The sequence below is a fragment of the Candidatus Dadabacteria bacterium genome, from assembly GCA_009837205.1.
GTDB lineage: Bacteria > Desulfobacterota_D > UBA1144 > Nemesobacterales > Nemesobacteraceae > Nemesobacter.
The window spans coordinates 15,740-41,730 of record VXTZ01000005.1; the positions used below are offsets into that span (position 1 = coordinate 15,740).

The window sequence follows — 25,991 nt, forward strand, 5'->3', positions numbered from 1 at the left end:
ACACTCATCGTTTCAAGCTCAAATGGAACTTAGAGAACTTTACCTGAAAGGCAGAAAAAGCTTCGAGGAAAACGGTTTCGAGTGCCCGGGGGTAGAAACAAGGGCGATACTCGCGAGAAGCCTCGGCACGGACCCGCTGGAATTCTACGCGCATCCGGAGAGACACGTGGACCCCGAACGCGCAGAAGCGTTTGAAGAGCTCCTTCGCCGACGCCTCGCTGGAGAACCCCTTGCGTATGTTACCGGCAGGCGGGAATTCTGCTCGAGGCCTTTTGTCGTGACCCGGGACGTCCTGATACCGAGACCGGAAACCGAAACGCTTGCGGAACTCGCCATAGAAACCGCGGGACGGTTGAAGAATCCCCGCATCCTCGACCTCGGAACGGGAAGCGGGTGCCTCGCCGTAACCCTGTCTCTCGAAGTGCAAGGCTGCGAGGTTTTCGCCTCGGACGTATCCGCCGCAGCACTTGGGATAGCGGAGAGAAACGCCCGCACACACGGCGCGCGCGTTCGGTTCATCCGCTCGGATCTTCTGGTCTGCTTTGCAAAATCTTCGTTTGACATCATAATTTCCAACCCGCCTTACGTGTCCGAAGCGGAATACGCGGAACTCTCCCCGCAGATAAGGGGCTACGAGCCGCGCACGGCGCTTCTCGGCGGGAAGGACGGGCTTGCGTGCATAAGGGAAATAGCGGCCGCGGCAGGAACCGCGCTTCGAGAAGGCGGGTTTCTGCTTCTTGAAATCGGAGCATCCCAAGCAGAGAGTGCGGAGAGAATAGTTCGTGAAAACGGTTTTTCAGACATATGCTTTGAGACCGATATCGGCGGCATAAAAAGGGTAGTGAAAGCAACTTGGAAAAAATAGTAATAGAAGGAAAAAACAGGCTTTCCGGAGAGGTGTCGGTCGGCGGAGCAAAAAACGCTGTCCTTCCCATAATGGCAGCCTGCATACTGAACGACGGGGAGAACACCATCTCGAACGTGCCGGATCTGGCGGACGTGCGGACCATGATGAAACTCCTCGAAACCCTAGGCGCGAGATGCGAGTACGCGGACGGTGAACTGCTCGTTGACTCAACAACCATTGACCGCTACAAGGCTCCCTACGATCTGGTAAAGACGATGAGGGCTTCCGTGCTGGTTCTTGGACCGCTTGTGGCCAGATTTAAAAGAGCCGAAGTGTCGCTCCCAGGAGGATGCGCTATAGGAGAAAGGCCTATAGATCAGCACATAAAGGGACTTCGAATCCTCGGGACATCGGTGCAACTTGAAGACGGATACGTAAGCGCCGTCGCAAAAAAACTTGAAGGAACCACCGTGCCCTTCGATCTCTCGACCGTTACGGGGACCGAAAACATAATGCTGCTGGCCAGCGTCTGCGAAGGAGAAACCGTCATCCTAAACGCCGCATGCGAACCCGAAGTGGTGGATCTCGCAAACGCCCTCAATCTAATGGGAGCGAAAATAGAAGGAGCTGGAACGGATATAATAACGATAACGGGAGTAAGCTCGCTCGGTCCGCTGAGGGGCTACAGCGTAATGCCCGACAGGATAGAGGCGGGGACGCTGATGATAGCCGCCGCCCTTAATGAAAGCGATCTCATGATCAGGAACTGCAGGTTCGAGCACCTTGGGGCACTCACAGGGAAACTGCTTCAGACGGGAACAGAAATAGAAAAAAACGGGAACTCCATCAGGGTGCGGGGCACAGGGAAGATAAAAAGCATAGACTTCTCCACGCTCCCATACCCGGGATTCCCGACCGACATGCAGGCTCAGATGATGATACTCATGTGCGTTGCCGACGGAATGAGCGTCATAACGGAAAACATATTTCCGCAGAGGTTCATGCACACCGCCGAACTGCGGAGGATGGGCGCGGATATAAAGCTTGTCGGAAACAGCGCCGTGGTAAGAGGTGTCCGGGAGATTAGGGGCGCCCCGATCATGGCAAGCGATCTTCGGGCGAGCGCCTCGCTCGTGCTGGCGGGGCTTTGCGGCGCCGGCAGGACGGAAGTGTCGAGAATTTACCATCTTGACCGGGGATACGAGAAGCTTGATGAAAAACTGCGGGCGGTAGGAGCCAGCATCTGGAGGGAAAAAGAGTGATAACCATAGCGACGCCCAGAGGGAGGCTGCTTGAGGAGACCGTCGATCTCTTCAAGAAAGCCTCGATAGACATAACGGAGATAATAAAGGATTCGAGAAAACTCATATTCGAGTTCGAAGAGGCGGGGATGAGGCTGCTTATAGTGAGACCCACAGACGTCACCTCCTACGTCGAGTACGGCGCCGCGGACTGCGGAATAGTCGGCAAGGACACGCTAATGGAGCAGGACTGCGGCCTCTACGAGCCTCTCGACCTCAGAATAGGAAAATGCAAGATGGTGGTCGCCGCTCCGAAGGGCTTTGAGAAATCGGGCAAGGCATCCTTGCGGATCGCGACAAAGTACCCGAAGATCGCAAGCGATTTCTACAACAAAAAAGGCATAAGCACGGAAGTCATAAAACTCTACGGTTCGGTTGAGCTTGCCCCCATAATAGGGCTTTGCGACGCTATAGTTGATCTTACGGCCACGGGAGAAACCCTTAAGAAAAACGACCTTGAGATAGTGGAAGTGGTAGCGGAGGTAAGCGCGAAGTTGATCGTCAACAAGGTAAGCATGAAAATAAAGTCAAAGGAAATAAAGGAACTGATTGAGAAACTTGAGGAGGTAAGATAGGCTGCCTCCCTTTTTTCACACGGCTTATCAGAAAAGCTCGAGCTGGGCGGGCCCGTCTCTTCTGAAGCGGGAAACATCAAGAGGCGCCTTCCTTCCCCCAAAACCGAACTTCCCGTAAGCCACGCGAAAGATCCTTTCGGTCTGCTCCGCGAAAATCCCCTTGCCCTTCATCCGGACGCGGTACTCAGAAGAGCTAAGGTCTCCGTCCCTCATAGACTCGATTCGCCCCAGTATCTTTTTCTTTCTGTCGGGGTAGTGGCGCCCAAGCCACTCGGAGAATATGTCGGCAACTCCGTAGGGAAGCCTGAGCATCACGTAACCCGCGTCGACCGCTCCGCGGGACGAAGCTTCTTTCATTATCTCCGGAATCTCATGGTCAGTTAGCCCGGGAATCACCGGAGCTATGAGCACCGTCACGGGAATACCGGCGTCCGCAAGCCTGGCTATTGCCCTGAGCCTGTATTCGGGCTGCGACGCTCTGGGTTCCATCTTTCTTGAAAGTTCGCCGTCAAGCGTCGTGACGGAGATAACCACGCTCGCGCAACCGATTCTGGCCATGTCGGAGAGAATATCAATATCGCGGGTCACCAGATAGTGTTTAGTTATTATCCCGACCGGGTTTTGGAATTCCCTCAGAACCTCGAGGCATTTTCTCGTTATCTGAAAATGCTTTTCCGCCGGCTGATAGCAGTCGGTAACCCCGCTTATCGCTATCGGCTTAGGAACCCATTTCGCCGAGCGAAGCTCCTTTCTCAGAAGCTCAGGGGCATTTTGCTTTACGAAAATCTTTGTTTCGAAATCAAGCCCCGCGGAGAGCCCCAGGTATTCGTGCGTGGGCCTTGCGTAGCAGTAAACGCATCCGTGCTCGCATCCCCGGTAGGGATTGATGCTCGCGTCAAAGGAAACATCGGGACTCTGGTTGTAGGAGATTATGGTTTTCGTCCGGTCCCTGTAGTAAACGGTTCTGGGGGCGCCGTCAGCGACGGGCGCATCCTCGTCCGCAACAAAATCAATCCGCTCGAACCTTCCCGCGGGGTTCTCCTGGGATCCCCTTCCTTTTATGTATGGCTTCACTTTACGAATCTTCCCTAAACCAAAAAGCCCCGAAGCGGCAGCGACCGCCTCGGGGCTTTTGAAACACTAAGCAACTGCTTGCCTTCAGTTTATGTTCTTCGGCACCGGGTCGGCCTCGAGGGGGTAACCGGCCTTGGGAACTACGAAGTTCTTGAGCACAGGCTCATCCGAGAGAAGCACCTTTTCAACAACTTCGTCCATATGTTCCACTGGAGTTATCTTTACCTCTCTTCTCACGTTCTCCGGTATGTCCTCAATGTCTTTCTTATTCTCTACGGGAATCAGCACTTCCTTCACCCTTCCCCTGTGGGCGGCGAGGATTTTCTCCTTGAGCCCCCCGATGGTAAGCACTCTTCCGCGAAGCGTAATCTCTCCCGTCATTGCGATTTCCCTGTTTATGGGCTTTCTCGTAATGGCGCTCGTAATGGCGCTTGCTATCGCTATGCCGGCACTCGGCCCATCCTTGGGAGTAGCTCCCTCGGGAACGTGAATGTGTATATCCACGTTCTGATAGAAAAGCCTTTCAAGCCCCAGGCGTTGCGCCCGGCTCCTCACGTAGCTCATCGCCGCGCGCGCGGATTCCTGCATCACCTCGCCGAGCTTGCCGGTAACGGTGAAATTCCCTTTACCGGGAACAATGGAAACCTCTATCGTAAGAAGCTCCCCTCCAAGCTCCGTCCACGCAAGTCCCGTGGCGGCTCCCACCTGATCGGTCTGCTCAATCTCCCCGTACTCGTACTTGGGAGTACCGAGGTACTTGCCGACGTTCTTGGCGGTGATGTTGACTCCCTTGGTCTTTTTCTTCTCAACGATCTCCCTCGCAACCTTCCTGCAAAGCGCCGCTATTTCCCTCTCCAGGTTCCTCACGCCGCTTTCCTTCGTGTACCTTCTTATGATCTGCAGAAGGGCCTCGTTCTTTATGGTCACCTTGTGGTCGTTAAGGCCATGATCATTCTTCTGCTTCCCTATAAGGAATTTCCTGGCTATCTGGAGTTTCTCCTGCTCCGTGTATCCGGGAAGACGGATTATCTCCATTCGGTCCTGAAGCGCCCAGGGAATCGTGTGCAGCACGTTCGCCGTCATTATGAACATCACCTTCGAGAGGTCGTAGTCGGCCTCGATGTAATGATCGTTGAAATTTGAGTTCTGCTCAGGGTCAAGGGCCTCAAGAAGCGCCGAAGCCGGATCTCCCCTGAAATCCATCCCAAGCTTGTCGATCTCGTCGAGGAGAAAGACAGGATTTACGGTTCCGGCCTTTTTCATTCCCTGTATGATCTTGCCTGGAAGGGCTCCTATGTAGGTCCTCCTGTGTCCCCTTATCTCGGCCTCGTCCCTTACCCCGCCAAGAGACGTCCTGACGAACTTGCGGCCCATTGCGCGCGCTATGGACTTGGCCAAAGAGGTCTTTCCCACGCCCGGGGGTCCTACGAAACAGATTATCGGGCCCTTAAGCTTCTCGGCTAGAACCCTAACCGCCAGATATTCAAGTATTCTCTCCTTGGGTTTTTCAAGGCCGTAGTGATCCTCGTCGAGAATCGATGCGGCTTCCTCGATGTCAAGACGGTCCTCGGTCTTCTCCTTTATCCACGGCAGATCCAAAAGCCAGTCGATATAGTTTCTCACCACAGTAGCCTCGGCCGACATGGAGGACATCAGGCGAAGCTTGTTTATCTCTCTTTTTACCCTCTGCTCAACATCCTCGGGAAGCTCCTTCTCACGAAGCTTTTCCTCAAACTCGTCTATTTCGCTTTTAAGGTCATCTCCCGTGCCGAGCTCCTTCTGAATTGCCTTCATCTGCTCGTTGAGGTAATACTCCCTCTGGGCCTTCTCCATCTGCTTTTTGACCCTTTTTCCTATGCGCTTTTCCATCTGGAGTATCTCGAGCTCGGACTGCATCTTCTCGCAAAGCTTCTCCAGCCTCTCGAGCGGATGGAGAACCTCGAGAATCTCCTGCTTGTCCGAAAGCTTCATGCTAAGATGCGAAGCGACCGTGTCGCCGAGCTTGCCCGGTTCGTCAATGGACATGAAAGTCACGAGGGTTTCCGAGGGGATCTTCGTGTTGAGTTTCACGTAATCCTCGAAAAGCTTGGTCGCCGAACGCATGAGCGCTTCAACCTCGACGCTTTCCCCCGAAGGTTCCTCTATCTCCTTTACTTTTACGACAAACATGTCCTTGTGAGAAACAAAGCCGGATATTGAGGCCCTCTTTTTGCCCTCGACAAGAACCTTCACGGTGCCGTCGGGAAGCCGGAGCATCTGAACTATCGTTCCGATGGTCCCGATTCTGTACATATCCTCGTTCCCAGGTTCGTTCACCTTCGCGTCTTTCTGCGCCGAAAGGAATATTTCCTTGCTGCCCTTAGCCGCCTCCTCAAGAGCCTTGATGGATTTTTCCCTGCCCACGAAAAGAGGGGCCAGCATGTAGGGGTATATAACTACGTCGCGAAGTGGAAGGAGTGGAAGGACTTTTTCGTTAACGTTTTCGGGATCTGACATTTTCTCCTCCTCAATAATCCTATTTGGAGTATATAATACAGGTTCGGATATTTACAACCCTGTTATTATACAGCATGCAGAGCGCCAGTCATAATCGGGCAGGCCTCTTGTTGGAAATAATTACCATCTAGTAGTAATTTTTAACAAGCAGGTTATCATTAAAGGTGCAAAACAAGAAACCAAGGAGGAATAAAAATGATTGACAGTGACGTACAGGACGCAATAAACACGCAGATAAGAAACGAGTACTATTCATCCTATCTATATCTTTCGATGTCCGCCTATTGTGAATCCAAAAACTTTTCCGGTTTCGCAAGCTGGCTTCGCAAGCAGAGCGAAGAGGAGCTTGTGCACGCGTTGAAGTTTTTTGATTACCTGATCGACAGGGGCGGCAGGGTAACCCTTGATTCGATAGAGCAGCCCCCCTCTGAGTTCGGAGCGTTCCTTGAAATGTTCGAGGAGGTTTTGGAGCATGAAAGGGAGGTTACGGGAATGATAAACAACATTTATGATCTCGCCGCCTCGAAAAACGATCAGGCAACTCTAGTAATGCTTCACTGGTTCATAGAAGAACAGGTCGAGGAGGAGAAAAGCGCCGAGGAAGTCGTAGAGCAGTTGAAGCTAGCAGAGGACAATCCCGCAGCGCTTCTGATTCTCGACAGGGAACTCGCCTCAAGAGAGGGTGAATAAGCGAAAACTCTGGCGATCTTTACTTTCAAGCTCCGGTATGTATTTTAGTCTGTTTGTAGATTAAAACGTTCTCCGCAGTGGGGAAGGAAGCGGACAATTGGGAATAAAATACAACCGGCCTGAAGTAAACAGGCAGATTACAAAACAGCTTATAAGTGACTACGGAGCGATTGTTTCCACGCTCGTGAAGGTTTTCGGCTACGAGAGCCTTGAGCACGTGCAGAGAGTATGCGCCAACTCTTTTGAGAAGATGAGGGCCAGATGGGGAAAAGACGGAATTCCCCAGGATCCCCAGAGCGCGGTGTGGGCTGATATAACGGAGAGCTCAAACAAGCTTTTCTGCAGGAAGATAAACTATCTCTCCAGAGCAAACGGTGCGAAGAGAAAGATCGACGTATCGGGATTTCAGCTCCCCTTTCCAGATAAAGAGGAAGTGGCGAAAAACCAGGTTAAGATGCTTTTCGCCCTGTGCGCGCCCGGAGTTGAAAGCTCCATCCAGAAATATCTCGTACTGAACGTGCTCTGCGGCTTTTCCTGCTCCTCCCTCGCCAGGATACTGGAGAGAAACGAGAAGGCCCTTGAAGAGCAGCTCGCTTCGGAAAAAAAGAAGATCACCGAAGCGGCCGTTCGGCTGACCGAGGCCGACATGGAGAAAAATCTCGGGGTGGTGACCAAGAACATATACGAGATTTTCAGCCTCGGCCAAAACGGTATCCGCAAGGCAATGCCCCCGGTCGCCTCCTTGTGCTTTTCCGCGATAAGGCTTGGCGAAATGCTGCTTGATTTCCCCGCAACGAAAAAACCCAGGGTTCACGCCCTCTTATCCTTCATGCTGCTAAACGCCTCGAGACTTCAGACCATGAACGACGGCAACGGAAGACCGCTTGGGATAAAGGAGCAGAACAGGGAGCTTTGGGACAGGGACATGATCAAAAGGGGATTTGAGCACCTTGCCCTCTCGGCTGAAGAAGGAGAAGAGGTGACGGAGATTCACCTGAAGGCAGGCGTTGACGCCGTTCACTCTCTAGCCAAAAAATACGGAGACACGAACTGGGACCGGATTATCTCACTTTACGACAAGTACCTGGCGTGCAACTACTGTCCGCTTGTCGAACTTCAAAAAGCAATCGCCATTTCCAAAACCCGAGGGGCGCAGGAAGGTCTTCGCGTCATAGGGGGAATACGCGGGGTTGAGGATCTCCGCTCGCACGATCTTCTGTATTCAACTCTTGGAAATCTTCATTTCCAGCTTCATAAGTACGAAGACGCGATATCGAATTTCAACCGCGCGATCGGCCTTGCCGAGGACTCTTTCGAAAAGGCATTTTATTCCAAAAAGATAAAGATCTGCGAAGACAGGATGAACATGTCGAAGCGTTACAGGTATGGAGTGTCTTTCTGAACACTCCCCGGTCGCTTAATATGCCCGCGGACTCGATCCTTAAACACGCCTTCATACTCTGTCTTGTTTTATCCATTGCACTCTCTTCCGCCCACGCGGAGCCCGATTATTTAAATAAAAGTACGGCGGAATCCACATCTTTTCGAAACGGGATGGTTGTATCCGAGGAGCAGATCGCTACCCTCGTCGGGCTCTCCGTACTCAAGGAAGGCGGAAACGCCGTTGATGCAGCGGTCGCCGTCGGATTCGCCCTTGCGGTCACTCACCCGAGAGCCGGAAACCTCGGGGGCGGCGGATTCATGCTGGTGCATCTGAGCAAAACGGGACGGACAGTCGCCATAGATTACAGGGAAAAAGCTCCGCTTAAAGCCACGCGCAACATGTTCCTCGATGAGAACGGAAAGGTTGACACGGAGCGGGCACGGCACAGCATCTATTCCTGCGGGGTTCCGGGAACGGTCGCGGGGCTTTCGCTGGCCCTTGAAAAATACGGGACCATGCCGCTTGAAAAGGTTCTTGCGCCGGCAATAAGGCTCGCGGAGGAGGGATTTGCGGTTACGCCGGAACTCAGAAAATCGCTTCTGAAAGCAAAAGGGCGCTTGAAAAAATCAGGCGAGAGCATGGAGATTTTTTTCAAAAACAACGGAGAGCCGCCCCGGGAGGGAGAAATCCTCAGGCAGAAAAACCTTGCGTGGAGCCTCAAGGAAATAAGCAAAAACGGTCCCGGGGCGTTTTACAGAGGGACGATAGCGAAAAAAATCACGGCTTACATGAAAAAAGAGGGAGGCCTCATAACCGAACAGGACCTTACCTCTTATGAGGCTCTCATAAGAGAACCGGTGACCGGAAGCTACAGGGGCTACAGCATACACTCGATGCCGCCTCCAAGCTCGGGCGGGGTCCATCTTATCCAGATGCTTAACATTCTCGAGCGCTATCCCCTCTCGCAATACGGCCATAATTCCGCGCGCTACATCCATATTCTCTCGGAGACCATGAAGCTTGCCTACGCCGACAGATCAAAACATCTGGGCGATCCGGACTTCTCTCCCGTTCCCACAGCACATCTTGTCTCAAAACAGTACGCAAAACGCTTGGCAAACCGCGTCAATCCCCAAAAAGCGACTCCGAGCATATACGTAAAGCCGGGCTCACCACCCCCCGCCGGAGGCACTGACACCACCCACTTCACCGTAGCCGACAGGTTCGGAAACGTGGTTTCAAACACGTACACGCTTAATTTCGCCTACGGCTCGGGTCTCGCCGTGGCGGGAACAGGGATACTGCTTAACAACGAAATGGATGATTTCTCGGCAAAACCCGCAACGCCGAACGCATACGGTCTCATCGGCGGCGAAAAGAACTCCATTGCCCCCGGCAAAAGAATGCTGAGCTCCATGACGCCGACCATCGTGTTTAACGGCGAAGAATTTCTTCTCGCGACGGGGGGCCGTGGAGGGAGCAGAATAATAACTTCCGTGCTTCAGGTCATTCTGAACGTGATTGATCACAAGATGAGCATCCGGGAGGCCACATCGGCCCCGAGGATACACCACCAGTGGCTCCCCGATACCCTGTACGTGGAAAGGGAAACAGGGAAAGACCTGGAGGCCAGGCTGCGGGAAAAAGGATACGAGGTGAAAAGAACCGGCCCGATGGAGAGCGCTCAGAGCGTGGCGAAGACAGAAGGGCTCTTTCTCGGAGCAGCCGATCCCAGGCACCCGGGAGGACTGGCGCAGGGATACTGACCCGCACGCCGCGCCCGGGAAAACAGGTTGCCGGAATCCGTCTTTATTTGTATGGTAAAATCAAGTCTGAAAACGGAATCCAGAGGAGAACTCTCCATGTTGCGATATCTGCTTTTTGCCGTTGCCGTTTTGCTCCTGTCAGGGTTTGGCATCGGCAGCCGGGCGCAAACTTTCAGTTCCGTCGTCACATTCGGCGACAGCTTGAGCGACTCAGGAAATATCGTCCAGTTTTACGCGCCTGTTGCCAAGTCTCGCGGATTCAATATTCCGGACGGCACAAGCTTCACCACGAATCCCGACCCGGTCTGGGTTGAAATCGTGGCCGAAGCCTTCGGAGCATCGGCAGTCAATTCGCTCGCCGGCGGGACGAACTATTCCTGGGGAGGCGCCTGCGTAGACCCGGACGTTGCCTGTGAGAATCCCGTGCCCACGACGCGGCAGCAGATCAGCCAGCATCTCTCGGGCTCAAGCGCGGATCCGGACGCGCTCTACATGATCTGGGGCGGCGCAAACGACATAAGCGCCGTAGCCGGGGAGAACCAGTCTGATCCCCAGGACGCTCTTGAAGACACGTTGAAAGCGGCGGAAGCATACATAGATCAGATCCGAGGCCTTCAGGACGCCGGCGCGCGTTACGTCGTGGTGCTGAACCTGCCCGACCGCGGAAAAACCTTAAGCGCCCGGCGCGCCGGAGCCGCGGCCGCGGCAGGACTCTCAGCCCTGACCCGCGCCTACAACGAAGCACTGGACACGGGTCTTGCTTCTCTGGAGCGCGGAATCATTCCCGTAAATGTCTCCGCCCTGATGGACGAGATAACTGAAGATCCAGGAAACTACGGATTCACAAACACCGATGATATAGCCTGCGCTCCCGGTTCAAACCCCCTGCGCCCTGGCGGGGGACTGGAGTCACTGGTATGCGGCCCGACCGACTCAGGCTACCTCTCACCTCCCAAAACTGACGAGACTTATCTTTTCGCGGATGATTCCCATCCCAGCGGAGCGGTTCACGCGGCGGTTGCAAACACGGTAATCTCCACCCTCGCGGCCCCGGTTCAGGTATCGCTTGGAGGGGAGGCAGGAGTAGAAGTTGCTAGGGCGCACCGCGACGCCGTATTTACGGAGCGGATGCTTGACCTCGGGTTTAACCGCTCGGCCAGGAAATGGCGCAGCTACGCTAGGGGCCTGATAGGCAGACACAATCTCGAATCCCTGCCGCATCTGGGCAAAACGCAGGCCGAAATGCATGTGCTCACCCTGGGCACCGACTACCGCATCGGGGATGGGCTTTACCTGGGCGCGGCATTGAGCCTCGGGAACCACGACAATGATCTCTCGGGCGCAAGCATTGACAGCATCGTTGTGACAGGCTCGCTGCACGGCACCCTTGTTTACGACGTTTTTTACCTAAGCGGCGCCTTTAACGGGGGCAGGACATCCATTGACATCAACCGTTCGACCCGGCTCGGAGCGGCACTACGCACGGAGCACGGCTCCACAAGCTCCTATCAGTTCGGAACCGATGTTGAAGTGGGCTGGGTTTCGAGCACATCCGAGAGATACAGACATAATCTGTTCCTGGGACTCGGATGGCTTAATCAGAAAATCGACGGCTACAGTGAAATCGGCTCCACGTCCACCTCGATGAACTTCTCGGACTTTGAACGCGACTCCCTATTTGCGAGAGCGGGTTATCAGTTCAAGGGAAATCTAGGCCTAGGCGAAAGGCTGCTGCCATACCTCCGCGTCTCTTACGAGAGAGAGCTTAATGACGATTCCGTTTCGGTCACCGCGGGATCGAACACCATGTCCGGCCGCTTTACTCTCCCGGGTTTCAAACCGCCGAATGAATGGGTAAACGCCGGCGGCGGCCTTACTGCCAACATCGGCAGCCGGACGAAAACTTTCGTCGGCTACTCCGGGGGCTTTGGCAACGACTCCAACCTCAACCATGAGTTCAGTCTCGGAGTGCACATGACATTCTAGAAAGCGTCACTGAGCCGAGATGTAAAGCATCCTGTCTATCGATTTTTTAGCCTTGTGGGCAATATCCTCCGGAACCCTGACCTCATACACCTCTTCCCTTAGTGAATTCAGCACCTTCTCAACCGTTATCATCTTCATGTACTCGCAGACCGCGTCGGCCTTGGCGGGGTAGAACTCCTTCTCGGGGCTCTGCTTCCTGAGAGTGTGAAGAATTCCGGTTTCAGTGGCGACCACGAACTCTGGGGTGTCGGAATTGCGGGTGTAGTCAATCATCTTTCCCGTAGAGAAAAACTTTATCTCCCTTGCAAGCTCGTCGTCCCCGGCTGCGGAATGAAGAAAAGACGTGGTACAGCCGCACTCGGGGTGAACTATCATCTCCGCGTTGGGATAGGACTCCTTTATTCTCCTTATGTCCTTAGGCCGTATTCCCGCGTGCACGTGGCATTCCCCGGGCCAGATATGAATCTTTCTGCCCGTAACCTTGGAGACGAAAGCTCCCAGGAACATGTCAGGCAGAAAAAGTATCTCCCTGTCCTTGGGAATGGATTCCACTATCTTGACGGCGTTTGAGGATGTAACGCAGTAGTCGGTCTCCGACTTGACGGCGGCCGAGGTGTTCACGTAGGAAACCACGAGTGCGTCCGGGTGTTCGGATTTCCACTTTTTGAGCTGCTCCAGGTTTATGGTCTCGGCAAGGGAGCACCCTGCCTCGGGGTCGGGGATGAGCACCTTCTTGTCGGGAGAGATTATGGAAGCGGTTTCGGCCATGAAGTGGACTCCGCAGAAGATGATGATTTCCGCGTCGGTTTCAGAAGCCTTCTGCGAGAGACCCAAGGAATCCCCCGTGTAGTCGGCAAGATCCTGGATTTCGGGTATCTGGTAGTTATGGGCCAGAATTACCGCGTTTTTTTCCTTTCTGAGCCTGTTTATTTCTTCTGAAATGTCACGTAAGCTGTCCATCTCAACAGCCGGGCATCCACTATTTAGCCCGCAACTTTCAGTCTAACACATCAAAAGAAATATCTAAACACGGAGCCGAGTGCGTAAGAGCTCCTACGGATATGAAATCGACTCCGCTTTGCGCCAGATCCCTAACGTTCTCAAGGGTAACTCCGCCGGAGACCTCGACAAGCGCGCGGCGGCCTATCAGGCGCACGGCCTCCCCGATTTCCCGGATGTCCATGTTGTCAAGCATTATGACGTCAACGCCGCAGGAAACCGCCTCCTTTACCTGCTCCATGGTTTTGGTCTCTACCTCTATGGAGAAATCCTCTCCGACGCCCCGCCCCGCCCTCTCGACCGCCGCCGTTATGCTCCCGGCGGCCTTTATATGGTTGTCCTTTATGAGCACTCCGTCGTAAAGCCCGGCGCGGTGATTATGTCCCCCGCCAACTGCCACGGCGTATTTGCTGATCCACCTGAGTCCCGGAAGGGTTTTTCTCGTGTCTTTTATCTTCACTCCGGAACCGGCTACGGCCTCGACGAAAAAAGAAGTGAGAGTCGAGATGCCGCTCATTTTCTGAAGTACGTTAAGAGCGGTCCGCTCCGCCGAAAGAATCGCCCTGCTTCTACCCGTAACGCGGGCAAGAGTGTCTCCCGGCGAAACCCTGTCCCCGTCATGGACAATCTCTTCCCACACACAGTCCGGATCAAGTTTCCGGAAAACGGCGCCGGAAAGTCCCAGTCCCGAAACCACGCCGGTCCCCTTCGCACGCACTTCTCCGGTTAAAACGGCGTCTTCGGGAACTATGCTCCCGGTCGTAACGTCTCCGCTTCCTATATCCTCCCGAAGGGCAAGCTCCAAGACGGCGTCAACTTCCTGCGGGTAACTTTCGTGCGTCTTCATCAGTCGGCTCCGTATATCTCCAGATTCTTCCTGAAAACCAGATGTTTTTCATAATCCGAGTCTTCCTCCGGATGATCAGACCTCATGTGGGCTCCCCGCGACTCCTTCCTCAAAAGAGCTGCGCGCGCGACGAGCAGACACACATCCAGCATCGTCCCGAGCTTAAAGCCAAACCATCCGGGAACATCCCTGGCTGCCGAGGAAAACTCCTCGAGCCGCGCAACGAATTCCTCCATACCCTCTCGCTCTCTCACTATCCCGAGATGCGTGCTCATCCCCCCGATTATTGAGTCCTTGGCTTCGTTGAAAAACCCGGCATCGGCTTCTCTGGTGTCGGCAAGCATAAAGCCTTCGAAATCTCCGCTAATGTCCCCCGCATGCCGCCTGCCGGACGCGCTGTCAACACACCTTTTAGCAAACACCATGCACTCGAGAAGGGAATTGCTCGCAAGGCGGTTGGCTCCGTGGACACCAGTGTTTGAAACCTCTCCGCAGGCGTAAAGACCCTCTATGTTCGTCTCTCCCATGAGACTGGTCCTCACTCCGCCTATGGTGTAATGGGCGGCCGGAGCAACAGGAATGCGGTCTTTGGCAAGATCAAAGCCCGAATCCCTGCAGAGCCTGTCTATGTTAGAGAACCTTTTCCTTACAAATCCGGGATCCATATGGGAGAGATCGAGATACACGTAATCTTCTCCGCAGGACCTCATCTCACTGTGAATCGCCTTTGAGACCACGTCTCTCGGGGCAAGTTCAAGGAGGGAACTGTAGTGTTCCATGAACCTCGCGCCCCGGGCGTTAAGGAGATAGGCTCCCTCCCCCCTTATCGCCTCGGTGAGAAGAAAGGCGTCGCCTTTTTTGCCGCTGAAAACAGTGGGGTGGAACTGAACGAACTCCATGTCGGAAATCTCGGCCCCCGCTCTCCAAGCAAGCGATATGCCTTCTCCCGAGGCCCCTTCCGGGTTGGTGGTCCTGCTGTAAAGGGCGCTCGCACCGCCGGTGGCGACTATGGTGCAGGGAGAAGAAATTCTCACGTAGCTTTCCCTTCCCTCGTCGTAACCCCAGACGCCATAGCATCTCTCTCCGTCTGAGATTATGTCGGTAACGGTGACAAGTTCCAAAATGGTTACCGATTCGCTTGAACTTACAAAAGAGATTAGGAACTCGATCATCTCCTTTCCCGTCGAGTCGCCTCCCGCGTGAAGAACTCTCCTTTTCGAGTGGCCACCCTCGAGGCCGAGCAGAAGACCGCTGTCGTCGGAATCGAACTTCATGCCGAGGTTTATGAGGTCCGTGACCCTCTCCCTTCCCTCCTCGACCAGAATCTGCACTGCGCGGCCATCGCAAAGCCCTCTTCCCGCGGCAATAGTGTCCTCTTGGTGAAAAACGGGCGAGTCCTCGGGGTCGACCGCAGCCGCGATTCCTCCCTGAGCCCAGTATGAATTGCTTTGCACGAGGGTCTGCTTGGTCACCACCACGCACCGGCCGAGGGAAGATGCGCACACCGCAGCGTAGAGACCCGCAAGCCCCCCGCCCACAACAAGAAAATCGCACTCGACGTCAATAATTTCCGCGCTCATTAAAACCGCCCGCCTTCTCTCCTAGCTCACCGCCGATATAAGAAAATCCTCTATCTTTTTCAGCTTCTTGGCACCGCTTATCTTGCGCCCTCTCGAGTCACGCACGTAAAACGTATCGGCGACCTGATCCGCCCTGGTCGAAATCTTGGCGTAGTCAATCGAAAGATTCAGCTCGGCAATTGTTTTCGTGATGCTGTAGAGAAGTCCCTCCCGGTCATGGGCATAAACCTCTATCACGGTCGCCTTATCTGAAGACTCGTTGTCAAACACGATTTCCGGAGGATACTCGGGAATCTTTCTTCCGTAGGAGGAATAGTTCCTCTTCCTCCTCTCAACCAGCTCGTTAACCTCAACATCTCCGTCAAGCACCTTCCCGAGGTTTTTGTCGACCTTTTTCCACACCTCTCCATACTCCTCTTCGGTCAGGTAATCGGTCCTTTCCACGTAGAACACGTCGAAAGCCTTCTTGTCGAGAGTGGTTACGATTCTTGCCCCCAGGATATTGAGTCCGTTCGCACTAAGAACCCCGCAGAACTCCGAGAATATACCCTTCTTGTCGGGAGCACAGACTGTAAACTCGTCGTATTCCTCGTAGCGGATTACCTCCGTTGCGAACTTTCCCTCAATCGAGTTCAGGAGCTTTACGTGGCGTAAAATGTTCTGTCTCGAAAACTGGCCGAAATAGGAAACCGGCATTCTTTTCAATATTTTCGTCACCTTGCGCTCGGGAATCTCTCCGGCGGCGTCTGCCACTATGTCCGAGGTCATCTTCTGCATCCACTCCTCATCGGTTTTACGCCGGTACGTGCCCGCCGACATCTGCCGGAGGGTCTTCACATAGAGCTCCTGGAGCAGCATTCCCGTCCAGTCTTTCCACACGTCGGGACCAACCGATCTTATATCCGCAAAAGTGAGCAGGTAGAGAAGAGAGAGTGTTTCCTGGTCCGGAATGGACTTGGCCAACCTGTTCAGAACGACCGGGTCGTCAAGATCCCTTCTCTGGGAAAAATGAACCATGGCCAGATGATGTCTCACCAGAAATTCAAGCTGCTCCGCGTCGGAGGCACTAAGACCCATCCTCTCGGCTATCTTCGGGATCATGGCAGCCCCTTTCTGCGCGTGGCTTCCCCCTTGGCCCTTCCCCATGTCGTGGAAAAGGCAGGCGAGGAAAAGAACATGTCTTTTCACCAAGGTTTCGGCGACCTTTGTGAGAAAGGGAAATTTTTCCTCGTATTCGTAATTTATAAGCCTTTCGATCTCCCTGACCATGAATATGGAGTGTATGTCGACTGTATAGACATGGTAGGAATCGAACTGCACCATGCAGACTATTTTCCCGAATTCCGGAATGAAGCGGCCCAAAAGACGCATCTCGTTCATCTTGAGCAGCATTTTAGAAACATCCTTTCCGAAACGCAGGAGTCTCAGGAACATCATGTTGAACTCCGGGTCGTTTCGGACCTTTTCGTCTATGCGGGTTGCCTGCTCGGCCATGAGAAGTTCCAGGTATTCCGTGAATTCGACCGAGTGGCGGTCAGCGTATTCAAACGCGCGCAGGAAATTGCAGAAGTCCTCGCTGAAAACGTTTCTGCTCGTCACGGAGAGATACTTGCCCCGTATTGTAAAACCGTGGTCAAGATGAATGGCCCTTTTGGCGAGCCTTCTTCGCGCGTACGCCCTCGTGCATTTTTCCGTCAGCCTTCGGGACTGCTGTACCAGCACCGCGGCGCGGAGGTAATAGATCCTCATGAACTTCTCCACCGCACGGAGCTTTCCGTCCCTGTAACCGAAGGATTTCGCTACCTGGACCTGAAGATCGAAACTCAGGTTGTCCTCCCTTTTTTTCGCCTGGTAATGCAACTGCGCACGCACAAGCATAAGGAAGTTAAGGCATTTGCGTATCGCCACGTATTCCCTCTCCGAGACAAACCCCCTCTGGAGCACCTCCTCGAAACTTTTGGCCTTGTAGCTTGCCTGTGCTATCCACATCGCCGTCTGGAACTCCCTGAGCCCTCCTCTTCCCTCCTTAACGTTAGGTTCGAGGATGTAGAGGGTTTTTCCGTATCTTTCGCCCCTTACGTCCCTTTCATCTATTTTTCTCCTTATGAAATCGTGTGAGATCTTGGGGAGCACCTCGCCGTAAATTTCGTTTTCAAGTTCGTCGTAAAGAGCCCTGTCCCCGCATATGAACCTCGAGTCAAGAAGAGAACTCAGGATGGTTACATCGTTTTTGTCCATTGAGAGCTCCCTGCACTCCTCAAGGCTTCTCGTGCAGTTCCCCACATCCATTTTCGTATCCCAGAGAAGGTAAAGAAGCCGCTCAACTACTTCCTCGGCCAGGCCCTTCGAGCCTTTTTTGTGAAGGAAAAGAAGATCTATGTCGGAGTACGGGGAAAGCTCTTCCCTGCCGTAACCCCCGAGAGCCACTATAGAGACGCCTTTGAGTTCCGGGTAACCGTACCGCGAAAGGGCCTGCTTGATGAACTCGTCCACAATCTCGGTTCTCTCTCGGGCAAGCTCGTAGCCTATGAGGGCCTTATTTTTCCTGCTCCTCGCGTAATGGCGCCTGCGTATATGCTCGTAGGAGTCCGTAAAAAAAGCCAGAAGCTCATTCTCAGTGGTCTCAAGTTCTTTCACTTTGGGATCCCGGGAAATAAATATCCGTTAAATCCTGACACTTAGCGCCACCCCGTCGCGAAGGGGAACCACCGTGGAGAAAAACTCCGGGTCCGAGAACAAAAGCCGGTTAAACTCCAAGACTCCTTCGGTGCTCTCAGAACCTCCGCCGCCGAGAACCCTCCCTCCCCAAAGCACGTTATCGGTAATGAGCATCCCTCCGGGGTTAAGCCTCTCCCGCGCAAGCTCGATGACCTGCGGGTAGTTCTCCTTGTCTATGTCATTGAATATCATATCAAATTTACGGTCCGAATTCGCCAGTACTTCGAGCGCGTCCCCGCAGACAAAGCGGAGCTTGCGAATCTGCCCGGCCCGCGTGAAGTACCCGCGCGCCGCCTCCGCGTTTTCCTCAAGCCAGTCCGTACAGGTTACCACGCCTCCGTCACCCAGAAAAAGGGAGAACCAAAGGGCCGAGTACCCGAACCCGGAACCCATCTCAAAAATGCTTTGCGGCCTGCGCAGAAGGCATATCTGCGAAAAAAACCTTCCCACAAGAGGCCCCACTATTTTCACGTCGCTTCCCTCAGCCCGCTTTTCCATCTCATAGAAAACCTCGTGGACGCGAGGATAGAGAGAGAGAATGTAATCTTCGATCTCGGGGTTCGTTATAATTGCGCCTTCGTCCATCACCCGTCCTCGCCCCGTCCGAAATCAACGAAGATCTCCCCCGTCCCCGCGGCCTTATTCTCCACTCTCGCAAGAACGAAAAGAAGATCCGAGAGGCGGTTAAGGTAAACCAGAATCTTGCTTCCCTCCTCGGAATCCCCGAAAAATTCCTCAACGCCTCTCTCGGCCCTCCTGCACACCGTGCGGGCGAGATGAAGCCAGGCGGCGCCCTCCGCCCCTCCAGGCAAAACAAATTCCCTAAGCTCTCCGACCTCTGGCAAAAACTCATCTATCCGTTCCTCAAGCCGTTTCGCCATCCCCGCGGTCACCCTCGGCGGGGAGAAAGTCGAATCCAGCGGGGTCGCCAAGTCGCTTCCCACGGTGAAAAGCGCGTTCTGTATTTCCCGCAGAAGCTCCTTAACCCTGGGATCGACCGCTTTTGTGCAGGCAACTCCCAGAACCGAGTTAAGCTCGTCCACATCGCCGTACGCATCGACCCTCGGCGATGATTTCCTCACCCTTTTTCCGCCCAGAAGCGAAGTTTTCCCGTCATCTCCAAGACCAGTGTAAACAGTAGTTATTCTCTTTTTAGGCATTTGAAAAAATTTTAACCGCCCTCCTGCGAGCTTCAATTGTGGTTTAAATCTCCTCCCTCCTGCGACACATCCCAAGCGCCTTGCCCGCCGCTTTAAATCATGTTAGTTTTTAATTTCCGGCTTTAAGTTGTGAGGAGGTTCGGATTGCCTTTCCCCCCCAGGCTAAGAGATAAGATACAAGAAATAGCGGATGACCACGAAACCAGGCTTTCGGCGCTTATTCCCGTCCTGCGGGAAGTGCAGAACGAATTCGGCTGGCTTTCCACCGAATCCATGGAAGAAGTCGCCGAGACACTTGATATTCCCGCCTCTTCGGTTCAGAACGTCGCGTCATTTTACACCATGTTTTTCACAGAACCCGTGGGGACTCACGTTATGTGGCTCTGCAGAACCCTTTCCTGTGCGCTTCGCGGAGCCGAGGGGTTGGAGCATCACCTATGCAAGCGCCTGGGAGTAAAAACCGGTGAAACAACGGCCGACGGAAAAATAACCTTTCTCGAAGCGGAATGTCTTGCCTCCTGCGGTACCGCCCCCGCCATGCTCGTGGACGATACTCTTTACGAGAACCTCACCGAGTCGGAAGTTGACAGAATAGTTGATGAAATTAAGAGAAGGGAATGAGCGAGAAACTTAGAAAGGACGCAAGGAAGCTTTTTGACCAGGCGCTTAAAGAAGCCGACCCGGGAAAATGCGTTCTGGAGCATATTAAACTCAAAGGCAAGCAACTTAAGGTCGGAGGGAAGAGCTTCAATCTCTCCGATTTCGAGTCGGTGTACGTCGTGGCCTTCGGAAAGGCTGCGTCCTCCATGGCCGCGGCGCTTGAGGAGCTTCTCGGCGAGCGGATAACCGGGGGAATCGTGGTATCAAATGTCCGTTCCGAGCAGGCTTTTCAGAAAATGGATTTTCATCTCTCCTCTCACCCGGTGCCGGATGAAAAAAGCGTCGAGGCGGCGAAAAAAGTAGTCTCGCTTCTCGAAGGATCGGGAGAGAAAGATCTCGTGATTTTCCTCATATCGGGAGGCGGAAGCTCGATACTCGCGATGCCAAGCGAAGGGCTCACCATAGGGGATAAAAGAGCGGTGACCCAGAGACTGATGCTGAGCGGAGTCGACACCTACGGCCTTAACACCGTGAGGAAGAAAATGTCGCAGACAAAAGGAGGAGGGCTTCTTAAAAAAGCCCTGCCCTCGCAGGTCATCACGCTGATTCTCTCGGATGTTGTGGGCGACCGGCTTGAATTCATAGCTTCGGGACCCACGGTTCCCGACACTACGACCTACGAGGACGCGTGGCGGGTCATAGAGGCACTTGAGCTTGAGCATAAAATTCCCCCTAGGGTGGTGGTGCATCTTGAGAGAGGAAGGGAAAAAAACAGTTCTCCCACGATGGACCGCGAGCAGTACGAACGGAGCGGAGCCACCACGGTTGTTGTCGGAAACAATCACAAGGCGATAATCTCTATGGAGAAGATGGCGAAGAAAATGGGGTACAACACGCTTTTTCTCTCCTCCCAGATATCTGGAGAGGCAAGGGAAGTGGCCAAGGTGCTTGCGGGAATCTCCTTTGATGTACAAAGGTTCGGAAGGCCTGTTAAGAAACCCGCCTGCATACTTTTCGGGGGAGAGACAACCGTGAACGTAACGGGGCGGGGACGCGGCGGGCGCAACACCGAGACCGCCCTTTCCTTCTGCTTTGAGATAATAGGGAGTAGTGGAATCGTGGGGCTTTTCGCCGGAACCGACGGAATAGACGGTCCCACGGACGCCGCCGGGGCGATATGCGACGGGCAATCACGCCTGATAGCAAGATCGATGGGCATAAGCGCGAGAGACCATCTTGCCGACAACGACTCTTACTCTTTCTTCGAAACCCTGGGCGATCTTATAAAAACCGGAAGCACGGGAACAAACGTCATGGACGTGGGAGTGGTTCTGATAGGAGAATGAAAAACCATCGGACAGGCGGAACAGGAGAGAACCTCGAACGATGGACAGTCTGACGAAATCACCCCTTCCGAGCAACGAAGAGGCGGAGCGCGCTGTACTGGGCTCTGTACTCATTGAAAGCAGCTCGATAAACCAGGTCCTCGAAATCCTTATAGCCGAGGATTTCTATAACGAAAGCCACTCCAAGATAATGAACTGCATGATAGATCTTGACAGGGAGGGCACACCCATCGACGTTCTTACCCTGTATGAGTGGATGGACTCCAAGGGGATCATAGAAGAAGTCGGGGGAGCCGCCTACCTCACCTACTTGGTCTCGACCGTTCCCACGGCGGGAAACGTCGCTCATTACGCGAGGATAGTAAAAGACAAGTCCGTCCTGAGGAAACTGGTGCTCACCGCAACTGACATAGCCCACCGCGGGTACGGACCCGATATCGAAGTTGACGAGTTCCTGGACAGGGCGGAGCAGTCAATCCTCGACATCGCCCAGAACAAGATAAAGCCAAGCTTCTGGCACTCAAGGGAGCTCGCACCGGTGGCGATAGACAATATCGAGAGGCTCTACAAGAAAAAAGAGCTCATAACCGGCTTAAGAACCGGCTTTGAGAAACTCGACCACCTGACCTCGGGTCTTCAGAGATCTGATCTCGTGATAATTGCCGCGCGCCCGGGGGCGGGAAAAACATCGCTCTGCCTTAACATAATAAGCAACGCCGCATTGAACGAAGACCTCTCAGTGGCCATGTTCTCGCTTGAGATGACGAAGGAGCAGCTCATGATGAGACTTCTTTCCATAAACTCGAAAGTCAGTTTTTCGGCAATGCGAAGCGGGTACATAAGGGATAACGACCTGGAGAGGCTGTTTGATTCAGCCGAGAGGTACGCGAGCGCGAGCATCTTTATAGACGACACCCCGGCACTCACGGTGCTTGAGATAAGGGCAAAGGCGAGACGGCTTAAGAAGGACAACCGCCTCGACCTGATCGTGGTTGACTATCTGCAGCTCATGAGAGGAAGCTCGAGAAATGAAACCCGGGAAAGGGAAATAGCGGAGATCTCGGGCGCCCTGAAGGCGCTTGCCAAGGAACTTGACGTTCCGGTAATAGGAATCTCGCAGCTAAGCCGCCAGACCGAAGCCAGAACCGACCGCCGTCCCCAGCTCTCAGACCTCAGGGAAAGCGGCGCCATAGAGCAGGACGCAGACGTAGTGCTCTTCATTCACCGCCAAGACATATACAGAAAAAACCCCGAAGAAAAAGATGGCATGGCGGAACTCATAATCGGAAAGCAGAGAAACGGGCCCACGGGCACGGTGAAGCTGGTGTTTCTTGAGCAAAACGGGATTCCGAGCTTCGAGAATCCTTCGGACGAATTCGAAGAGGGATTCGTCTAGACTATGAAGGGCTTTACGACCGCCTTGGACTTTGACTCCTCCAGGTAGAGAGCGGGGAAGCGCTGCCAAGCAACGAATTTTTGGTGGATTTCTGCGAATTTCTGCCTGACCGAGGTCCAGTGAAAATCCCAGTCGTAGTTCTTAGGCCTGTCTGAAAAAAACATTTCGGAGAATACGGCGCTCTGCTCCGGAAGTCCCTTCTCCGCGATCCAGCCCGTTCTCACGTTCGCGTAGCCGCTGGCAAACCCCATGGCCAGCGTTCCCTCGAGGCCGAGGCGCAGCGCTGCCGCGTTCACAAGCTCTACATAGACGTAGAGGGCTTCCGTTGTGCGGTAGTTTTTCTCCGGGAATCTCTCCCGGAACTCCTGCAGGTTCTTCACGAGATACATCGGATAATAGGTTGGAGAGTAAACCGAAACGGATTTCGTCGGACTCCCAAGCGGCTCGCGCGTTATCGTTTCCCCGGAAATTGTCCCGAGCATGAAATCATCCCCGCAGTAATCCCCCGTATCCCCGCAAAGAGCCAGGGAGACTCTTATCTTCTCCCATTCTTCTCTGGCGATCTCGCTTGCGCGCTCTATCTCGCTGGCTGTCTCGTCGGCTAAAACAAGTTCTTCAAGTGAAGGCATCTTGAACGAAAATCCTCCTGCGCTTCAATATACATATACCGGGGAATTTATCAAAAAACACTTAAGGCAAAAACCTTTCCCTCTCCTCAGGGGACGGTACCCGGCATGTATCCCTTCTACCGAAAATACTGTAGCGGTTCCTCGATATGATTCCGTAGAAATAGTCTTTTACAGGCCTGGGGACGCATATTAGGAGCGCGGGAAGTGTCCAGAGACTCCCAAGCCTTCTAAGAACCAGCAAAACCGCGTCAGCTCCCTCGTAAACCCCTTCTTCATCAGCGTAGGCTATCTTCCAATCGCGCGGGGGTTCGTCCTGATACAGAGAGAACTCAACGGCTGTCTCTCCCTGCACGGGGGAAAAGAATATTTCCCGGCGGACATCCGCCCACATCACGAAATCGACGAACCTGTTACAGAACCCGCACACGCCGTCAAAAAAAATCACAGGTTTTTCTGATCCCGGAATCTCTATCTCCCGTTTACGTAAGCTCCCGTATGAGGTTTTCGTGCTGAGGAAATCTCAGCAGAAGGCTCTCCTGCGCGCCCAGTTCGAAATCCTCAAGCTCAAACCCGGGAGCCATCGTAGTTCCCATAAAAGCGTATCCGTGCTCTCCCTCCACCACCATTGCGCCCTGCCAGGTTCCCTTGGGAATCACAAGCTGGGTTCTCTGGCCGGAGGGAAGATTATCTCCCATGAACACTATCCTTGATTCTCCCGTAGGATAGAGAAGCAGCATCTGGACGGGATCGCCGAAGTAAAAATGAAAAATTTCGTCCGAATTCACCCTGTGCATCTTGGAATTCTCCTCTGAGGTTATAAGGTAGTAAATAGCGGTTGAAAGACTGCGGTCTTCTCCGGCCATTTCCTCGCTTCTGTAAGTTTCTTTGTAGTATCCTCCCTCGCCGGGAAGCTTTTTCAGACCGAGTCTCTGTATAAGGTGATCGGCTTTCATGGATTTTCCTCCAGCAAAATTGTTAAAATCAAATCAGCAATATAATATAATACGTCAGGACGATTTCACCATACAAAAACGGGGGATATTAAAATGTCAGAAGAAGACACAAAGCCGCAAGAGGGAACAGAGTCGGAAGAGGCAGTAGCAGACAACTTCATGAACTCCATAAACATGGCCTTTAACCTCGGAGTAGCGGCCCATCAGGAGTCCGGCCAGTCAAAAAGCGTCGTGGAGATAGCGACCGAGCTCGGAAACCAGATATACCAGAATTTCGCACAGGCATACGGCGGCGAGATAAACGAGTCCTTTCTCAAGGCAAACACCGAATACTTTCTCCAGATAGCGCTTATGGGATACATAATCCCAGGGGTATGCGCCTTTGACAACGATTTCAAGGAGAAATTCTTCGCTCTTGTCTACGCCAGAGCCAAGCAGAACCAGCAGAGACAAAGCGGAGGGGAACCCGAGGGCGGAAGCAGGATAATAACCTGAGTACGCCTGCGGCCCGAGGCTCATGAGAAAAGTTCTAGGCGGCAGGGAAAAAGTAAAAGTTGCGGTTGCCCAGACGGCTCCCGTGTTCATGGACAAGGAACGGACCCTTGAGAAGGCCTGTCGCGTGATAAGGGAAGCGGGAGATAACGGAGCGGAGCTTATCGCATTCCCCGAGGCATTCATTCCAGGCTACCCGGCCTATTACACAGTCGGCTACGAAACCCCGCCGCATGACTGGACGGATTTCATGATCGCGCTTCAGGATAACTCCTTAGTGATTCCCGGAGACGATACCGAGATGCTCGCAGAGGCCGCCAAGGCAGCTGATGCTCACGTGGTAATAGGCTGCAACGAGCTTGACGACCGCAAGGGAAGCCGCACCGTTTACAACTCTCTTCTTTTCATATCGCGAGAAGGCAAGGTGCTCGGCAGGCACAGAAAGCTCATGCCCACCTACACAGAGAGAGTCTACTGGGGCCAGGGGGACGGAAGCGACATAACCACCTACGACACCGACATAGGAAGAATAGGGGGACTTGTTTGCTGGGAGAATCACATGGTTCTCGTAAGGGCCGCGATGGTTCACAGCGGACAGGACTTCCACGTGGCGGTGTGGCCGGGGAACTGGAGGAGAGGAGACGACAAACTGCTTGCCGCCGAAACGGAGGATCCCGGAGCGGGGTGCACGGTGCAGGCGCTCATAAGGGTTCACGCGTTTGAATCGGGGGCGTTCGTCCTAAGCGCCTGCGGTTATCTTGACGACGATGATTTCCCGGAAAGATGGCACTATGTGCGCGACGGGGACCACATGAATTACGACTGGGCTCGAGGAGGAAGCTCCATCGTCAACCCAGCCGGCAGATACCTTTTTGAACCCCACTTCGAAAAAGACGCGATACTCTACGCCGACTGCTACGCAAACCAGATAAAGGCGGTGAAGGCTGTGTTCGACTCCCTGGGCCACTATTCAAGGTGGGACGTGGCCAAACTTCTCATCGACAGGGAAAAACGGGAACCCGTTGCGGAAAAAACCACGGGACTTCAGATATCCTCCCAGGAAATAAAAAGAATTTCAGATGAGTACGGGGTTTCCGAGGACAAGCTTGAGGCAATCGCAGAAGAGCTTGAAAGACTTTTTAACTGAGAATA

At 53.7% G+C, this 25,991-nt stretch carries 23 protein-coding genes; 12 read left to right on the forward strand and 11 right to left on the reverse strand.

Annotation, left to right across the window (positions count from 1 at the left end; translation table 11 throughout):
* The first annotated feature begins 22 nt into the window (after window positions 1-22).
* Genes prmC through F4Z13_00595 form a run of 3 tightly spaced genes read left to right on the forward strand, consistent with a single transcriptional unit; the run spans window position 23 to window position 2,723 of the window.
* The gene (prmC, locus tag F4Z13_00585) at window positions 23-865 is read left to right on the forward strand and encodes a peptide chain release factor N(5)-glutamine methyltransferase (protein ID MXZ47741.1); all 843 of its coding nucleotides are present in this window, start codon (window positions 23-25) and stop codon (window positions 863-865) included.
* Complete coding sequence (gene murA / locus F4Z13_00590) at window positions 853-2,109, forward strand: UDP-N-acetylglucosamine 1-carboxyvinyltransferase (protein ID MXZ47742.1); 1,257 nt, start codon at window positions 853-855, stop codon at window positions 2,107-2,109. Before prmC ends, murA begins: the two co-directional genes overlap by 13 nt.
* On the forward strand, window positions 2,106-2,723 hold the full coding sequence (locus F4Z13_00595) for an ATP phosphoribosyltransferase (GenBank protein MXZ47743.1): 618 nt from the start codon (window positions 2,106-2,108) through the stop codon (window positions 2,721-2,723). Before murA ends, F4Z13_00595 begins: the two co-directional genes overlap by 4 nt.
* A 27-nt stretch (window positions 2,724-2,750) precedes the next feature.
* Here the strand turns inward: F4Z13_00595 and F4Z13_00600 are convergent, their stop codons facing one another.
* Window positions 2,751-3,806 carry a PA0069 family radical SAM protein gene (locus tag F4Z13_00600; protein MXZ47744.1) on the reverse strand — a complete coding sequence of 352 codons (1,056 nt, stop codon included), beginning with the start codon at window positions 3,804-3,806 and terminating at the stop codon, window positions 2,751-2,753.
* A 75-nt stretch (window positions 3,807-3,881) separates the two neighbouring features.
* Window positions 3,882-6,293, reverse strand: coding sequence for an endopeptidase La (locus F4Z13_00605; GenBank protein MXZ47745.1), 2,412 nt, complete (start codon window positions 6,291-6,293; stop codon window positions 3,882-3,884).
* Between the two features lie 195 nt (window positions 6,294-6,488).
* On the opposite strand from F4Z13_00605, the gene F4Z13_00610 reads away from it, so the two are divergent.
* The 4 genes from F4Z13_00610 (at window position 6,489) to F4Z13_00625 (ending at window position 12,119) form a co-directional block, all read left to right on the forward strand.
* Entirely contained in the window at window positions 6,489-6,983 is a 495-nt protein-coding gene (locus F4Z13_00610; protein ID MXZ47746.1) for a ferritin, read from the forward strand.
* A gap of 97 nt (window positions 6,984-7,080) precedes the next feature.
* Window positions 7,081-8,385, forward strand: a complete 1,305-nt coding sequence (locus tag F4Z13_00615) for a hypothetical protein (GenBank protein ID MXZ47747.1) — start codon at window positions 7,081-7,083, stop codon at window positions 8,383-8,385.
* 20 nt (window positions 8,386-8,405) lie between these two features.
* The gene (gene ggt, locus F4Z13_00620) at window positions 8,406-10,133 is read left to right on the forward strand and encodes a gamma-glutamyltransferase (GenBank protein ID MXZ47748.1); all 1,728 of its coding nucleotides are present in this window, start codon (window positions 8,406-8,408) and stop codon (window positions 10,131-10,133) included.
* A gap of 51 nt (window positions 10,134-10,184) precedes the next feature.
* Complete coding sequence (locus F4Z13_00625) at window positions 10,185-12,119, forward strand: autotransporter domain-containing protein (GenBank protein ID MXZ47749.1); 1,935 nt, start codon at window positions 10,185-10,187, stop codon at window positions 12,117-12,119.
* A gap of 6 nt (window positions 12,120-12,125) precedes the next feature.
* Here F4Z13_00625 and nadA read toward each other — a convergent pair whose 3' ends face one another.
* The 6 genes from nadA to F4Z13_00655 are packed head-to-tail and all read right to left on the reverse strand — an operon-like array spanning window position 12,126 to window position 19,423.
* Entirely contained in the window at window positions 12,126-13,079 is a 954-nt protein-coding gene (gene nadA, locus F4Z13_00630) for a quinolinate synthase NadA (GenBank protein ID MXZ47750.1), read from the reverse strand.
* 37 nt (window positions 13,080-13,116) lie between these two features.
* Complete coding sequence (nadC, locus tag F4Z13_00635) at window positions 13,117-13,965, reverse strand: carboxylating nicotinate-nucleotide diphosphorylase (protein MXZ47751.1); 849 nt, start codon at window positions 13,963-13,965, stop codon at window positions 13,117-13,119.
* Complete coding sequence (gene nadB / locus F4Z13_00640) at window positions 13,965-15,545, reverse strand: L-aspartate oxidase (protein ID MXZ47752.1); 1,581 nt, start codon at window positions 15,543-15,545, stop codon at window positions 13,965-13,967. The genes nadC and nadB overlap by 1 nt, the downstream gene beginning before the upstream one ends.
* A gap of 21 nt (window positions 15,546-15,566) precedes the next feature.
* A complete protein-coding gene (gene glnD, locus F4Z13_00645) occupies window positions 15,567-18,206 on the reverse strand; it encodes a [protein-PII] uridylyltransferase (GenBank protein ID MXZ47753.1) in 2,640 nt (879 codons plus the stop codon).
* A 3-nt stretch (window positions 18,207-18,209) separates the two neighbouring features.
* Window positions 18,210-18,848 (reverse strand): O-methyltransferase, encoded by a 639-nt coding sequence (locus F4Z13_00650; protein MXZ47754.1) that lies wholly within the window; start codon window positions 18,846-18,848, stop codon window positions 18,210-18,212.
* Complete coding sequence (locus F4Z13_00655) at window positions 18,848-19,423, reverse strand: cob(I)yrinic acid a,c-diamide adenosyltransferase (GenBank protein MXZ47755.1); 576 nt, start codon at window positions 19,421-19,423, stop codon at window positions 18,848-18,850. Before F4Z13_00655 ends, F4Z13_00650 begins: the two co-directional genes overlap by 1 nt.
* A gap of 129 nt (window positions 19,424-19,552) precedes the next feature.
* Between F4Z13_00655 and nuoE the strand changes: the two genes are divergently transcribed.
* The 3 genes from nuoE to dnaB are packed head-to-tail and all read left to right on the forward strand — an operon-like array spanning window position 19,553 to window position 22,765.
* A complete protein-coding gene (gene nuoE, locus F4Z13_00660) occupies window positions 19,553-20,044 on the forward strand; it encodes an NADH-quinone oxidoreductase subunit NuoE (protein ID MXZ47756.1) in 492 nt (163 codons plus the stop codon).
* Entirely contained in the window at window positions 20,041-21,369 is a 1,329-nt protein-coding gene (locus tag F4Z13_00665; protein MXZ47757.1) for a glycerate kinase, read from the forward strand. The genes nuoE and F4Z13_00665 overlap by 4 nt, the downstream gene beginning before the upstream one ends.
* A 40-nt stretch (window positions 21,370-21,409) precedes the next feature.
* Window positions 21,410-22,765 (forward strand): replicative DNA helicase, encoded by a 1,356-nt coding sequence (gene dnaB / locus F4Z13_00670; protein ID MXZ47758.1) that lies wholly within the window; start codon window positions 21,410-21,412, stop codon window positions 22,763-22,765.
* Here the strand turns inward: dnaB and F4Z13_00675 are convergent.
* From F4Z13_00675 to F4Z13_00685, 3 genes are all read right to left on the reverse strand, one after another.
* Complete coding sequence (locus F4Z13_00675) at window positions 22,762-23,394, reverse strand: hypothetical protein (protein ID MXZ47759.1); 633 nt, start codon at window positions 23,392-23,394, stop codon at window positions 22,762-22,764. The genes dnaB and F4Z13_00675 overlap by 4 nt on opposite strands.
* A gap of 61 nt (window positions 23,395-23,455) precedes the next feature.
* Window positions 23,456-23,866, reverse strand: a complete 411-nt coding sequence (locus F4Z13_00680) for a DUF393 domain-containing protein (protein ID MXZ47760.1) — start codon at window positions 23,864-23,866, stop codon at window positions 23,456-23,458.
* A gap of 7 nt (window positions 23,867-23,873) precedes the next feature.
* Complete coding sequence (locus F4Z13_00685) at window positions 23,874-24,347, reverse strand: cupin domain-containing protein (GenBank protein ID MXZ47761.1); 474 nt, start codon at window positions 24,345-24,347, stop codon at window positions 23,874-23,876.
* Window positions 24,348-24,440: 93 nt separating this feature from the next.
* On the opposite strand from F4Z13_00685, the gene F4Z13_00690 reads away from it, so the two are divergent.
* Both F4Z13_00690 and F4Z13_00695 read left to right on the forward strand, forming a co-directional pair.
* On the forward strand, window positions 24,441-24,842 hold the full coding sequence (locus F4Z13_00690; protein ID MXZ47762.1) for a hypothetical protein: 402 nt from the start codon (window positions 24,441-24,443) through the stop codon (window positions 24,840-24,842).
* Between the two features lie 22 nt (window positions 24,843-24,864).
* Window positions 24,865-25,986, forward strand: a complete 1,122-nt coding sequence (locus tag F4Z13_00695; GenBank protein MXZ47763.1) for a carbon-nitrogen hydrolase family protein — start codon at window positions 24,865-24,867, stop codon at window positions 25,984-25,986.
* Window positions 25,987-25,991 lie beyond the last annotated feature (5 nt).

Excerpts from the sequence above, each read along its gene's own strand:
- prmC (MXZ47741.1), top strand. The coding sequence starts at position 23 with ATGGAACTTAGAGAACTTTACCTGAAAGGCAGAAAAAGCTTCGAGGAA.
- F4Z13_00605 (MXZ47745.1), bottom strand. The coding sequence starts at position 6,293 with ATGTCAGATCCCGAAAACGTTAACGAAAAAGTCCTTCCACTCCTTCCA.
- F4Z13_00610 (MXZ47746.1), top strand. The coding sequence starts at position 6,489 with ATGATTGACAGTGACGTACAGGACGCAATAAACACGCAGATAAGAAAC.
- ggt (MXZ47748.1), top strand. The coding sequence starts at position 8,406 with ATGCCCGCGGACTCGATCCTTAAACACGCCTTCATACTCTGTCTTGTT.
- F4Z13_00625 (MXZ47749.1), top strand. The coding sequence starts at position 10,185 with ATGGTAAAATCAAGTCTGAAAACGGAATCCAGAGGAGAACTCTCCATG.
- nadA (MXZ47750.1), bottom strand. The coding sequence starts at position 13,079 with ATGGACAGCTTACGTGACATTTCAGAAGAAATAAACAGGCTCAGAAAG.
- nadC (MXZ47751.1), bottom strand. The coding sequence starts at position 13,965 with ATGAAGACGCACGAAAGTTACCCGCAGGAAGTTGACGCCGTCTTGGAG.
- nadB (MXZ47752.1), bottom strand. The coding sequence starts at position 15,545 with ATGAGCGCGGAAATTATTGACGTCGAGTGCGATTTTCTTGTTGTGGGC.
- F4Z13_00650 (MXZ47754.1), bottom strand. The coding sequence starts at position 18,848 with ATGGACGAAGGCGCAATTATAACGAACCCCGAGATCGAAGATTACATT.
- F4Z13_00655 (MXZ47755.1), bottom strand. The coding sequence starts at position 19,423 with ATGCCTAAAAAGAGAATAACTACTGTTTACACTGGTCTTGGAGATGAC.
- F4Z13_00665 (MXZ47757.1), top strand. The coding sequence starts at position 20,041 with ATGAGCGAGAAACTTAGAAAGGACGCAAGGAAGCTTTTTGACCAGGCG.
- dnaB (MXZ47758.1), top strand. The coding sequence starts at position 21,410 with ATGGACAGTCTGACGAAATCACCCCTTCCGAGCAACGAAGAGGCGGAG.
- F4Z13_00675 (MXZ47759.1), bottom strand. The coding sequence starts at position 23,394 with ATGCCTTCACTTGAAGAACTTGTTTTAGCCGACGAGACAGCCAGCGAG.
- F4Z13_00685 (MXZ47761.1), bottom strand. The coding sequence starts at position 24,347 with ATGAAAGCCGATCACCTTATACAGAGACTCGGTCTGAAAAAGCTTCCC.
- F4Z13_00690 (MXZ47762.1), top strand. The coding sequence starts at position 24,441 with ATGTCAGAAGAAGACACAAAGCCGCAAGAGGGAACAGAGTCGGAAGAG.
- F4Z13_00695 (MXZ47763.1), top strand. The coding sequence starts at position 24,865 with ATGAGAAAAGTTCTAGGCGGCAGGGAAAAAGTAAAAGTTGCGGTTGCC.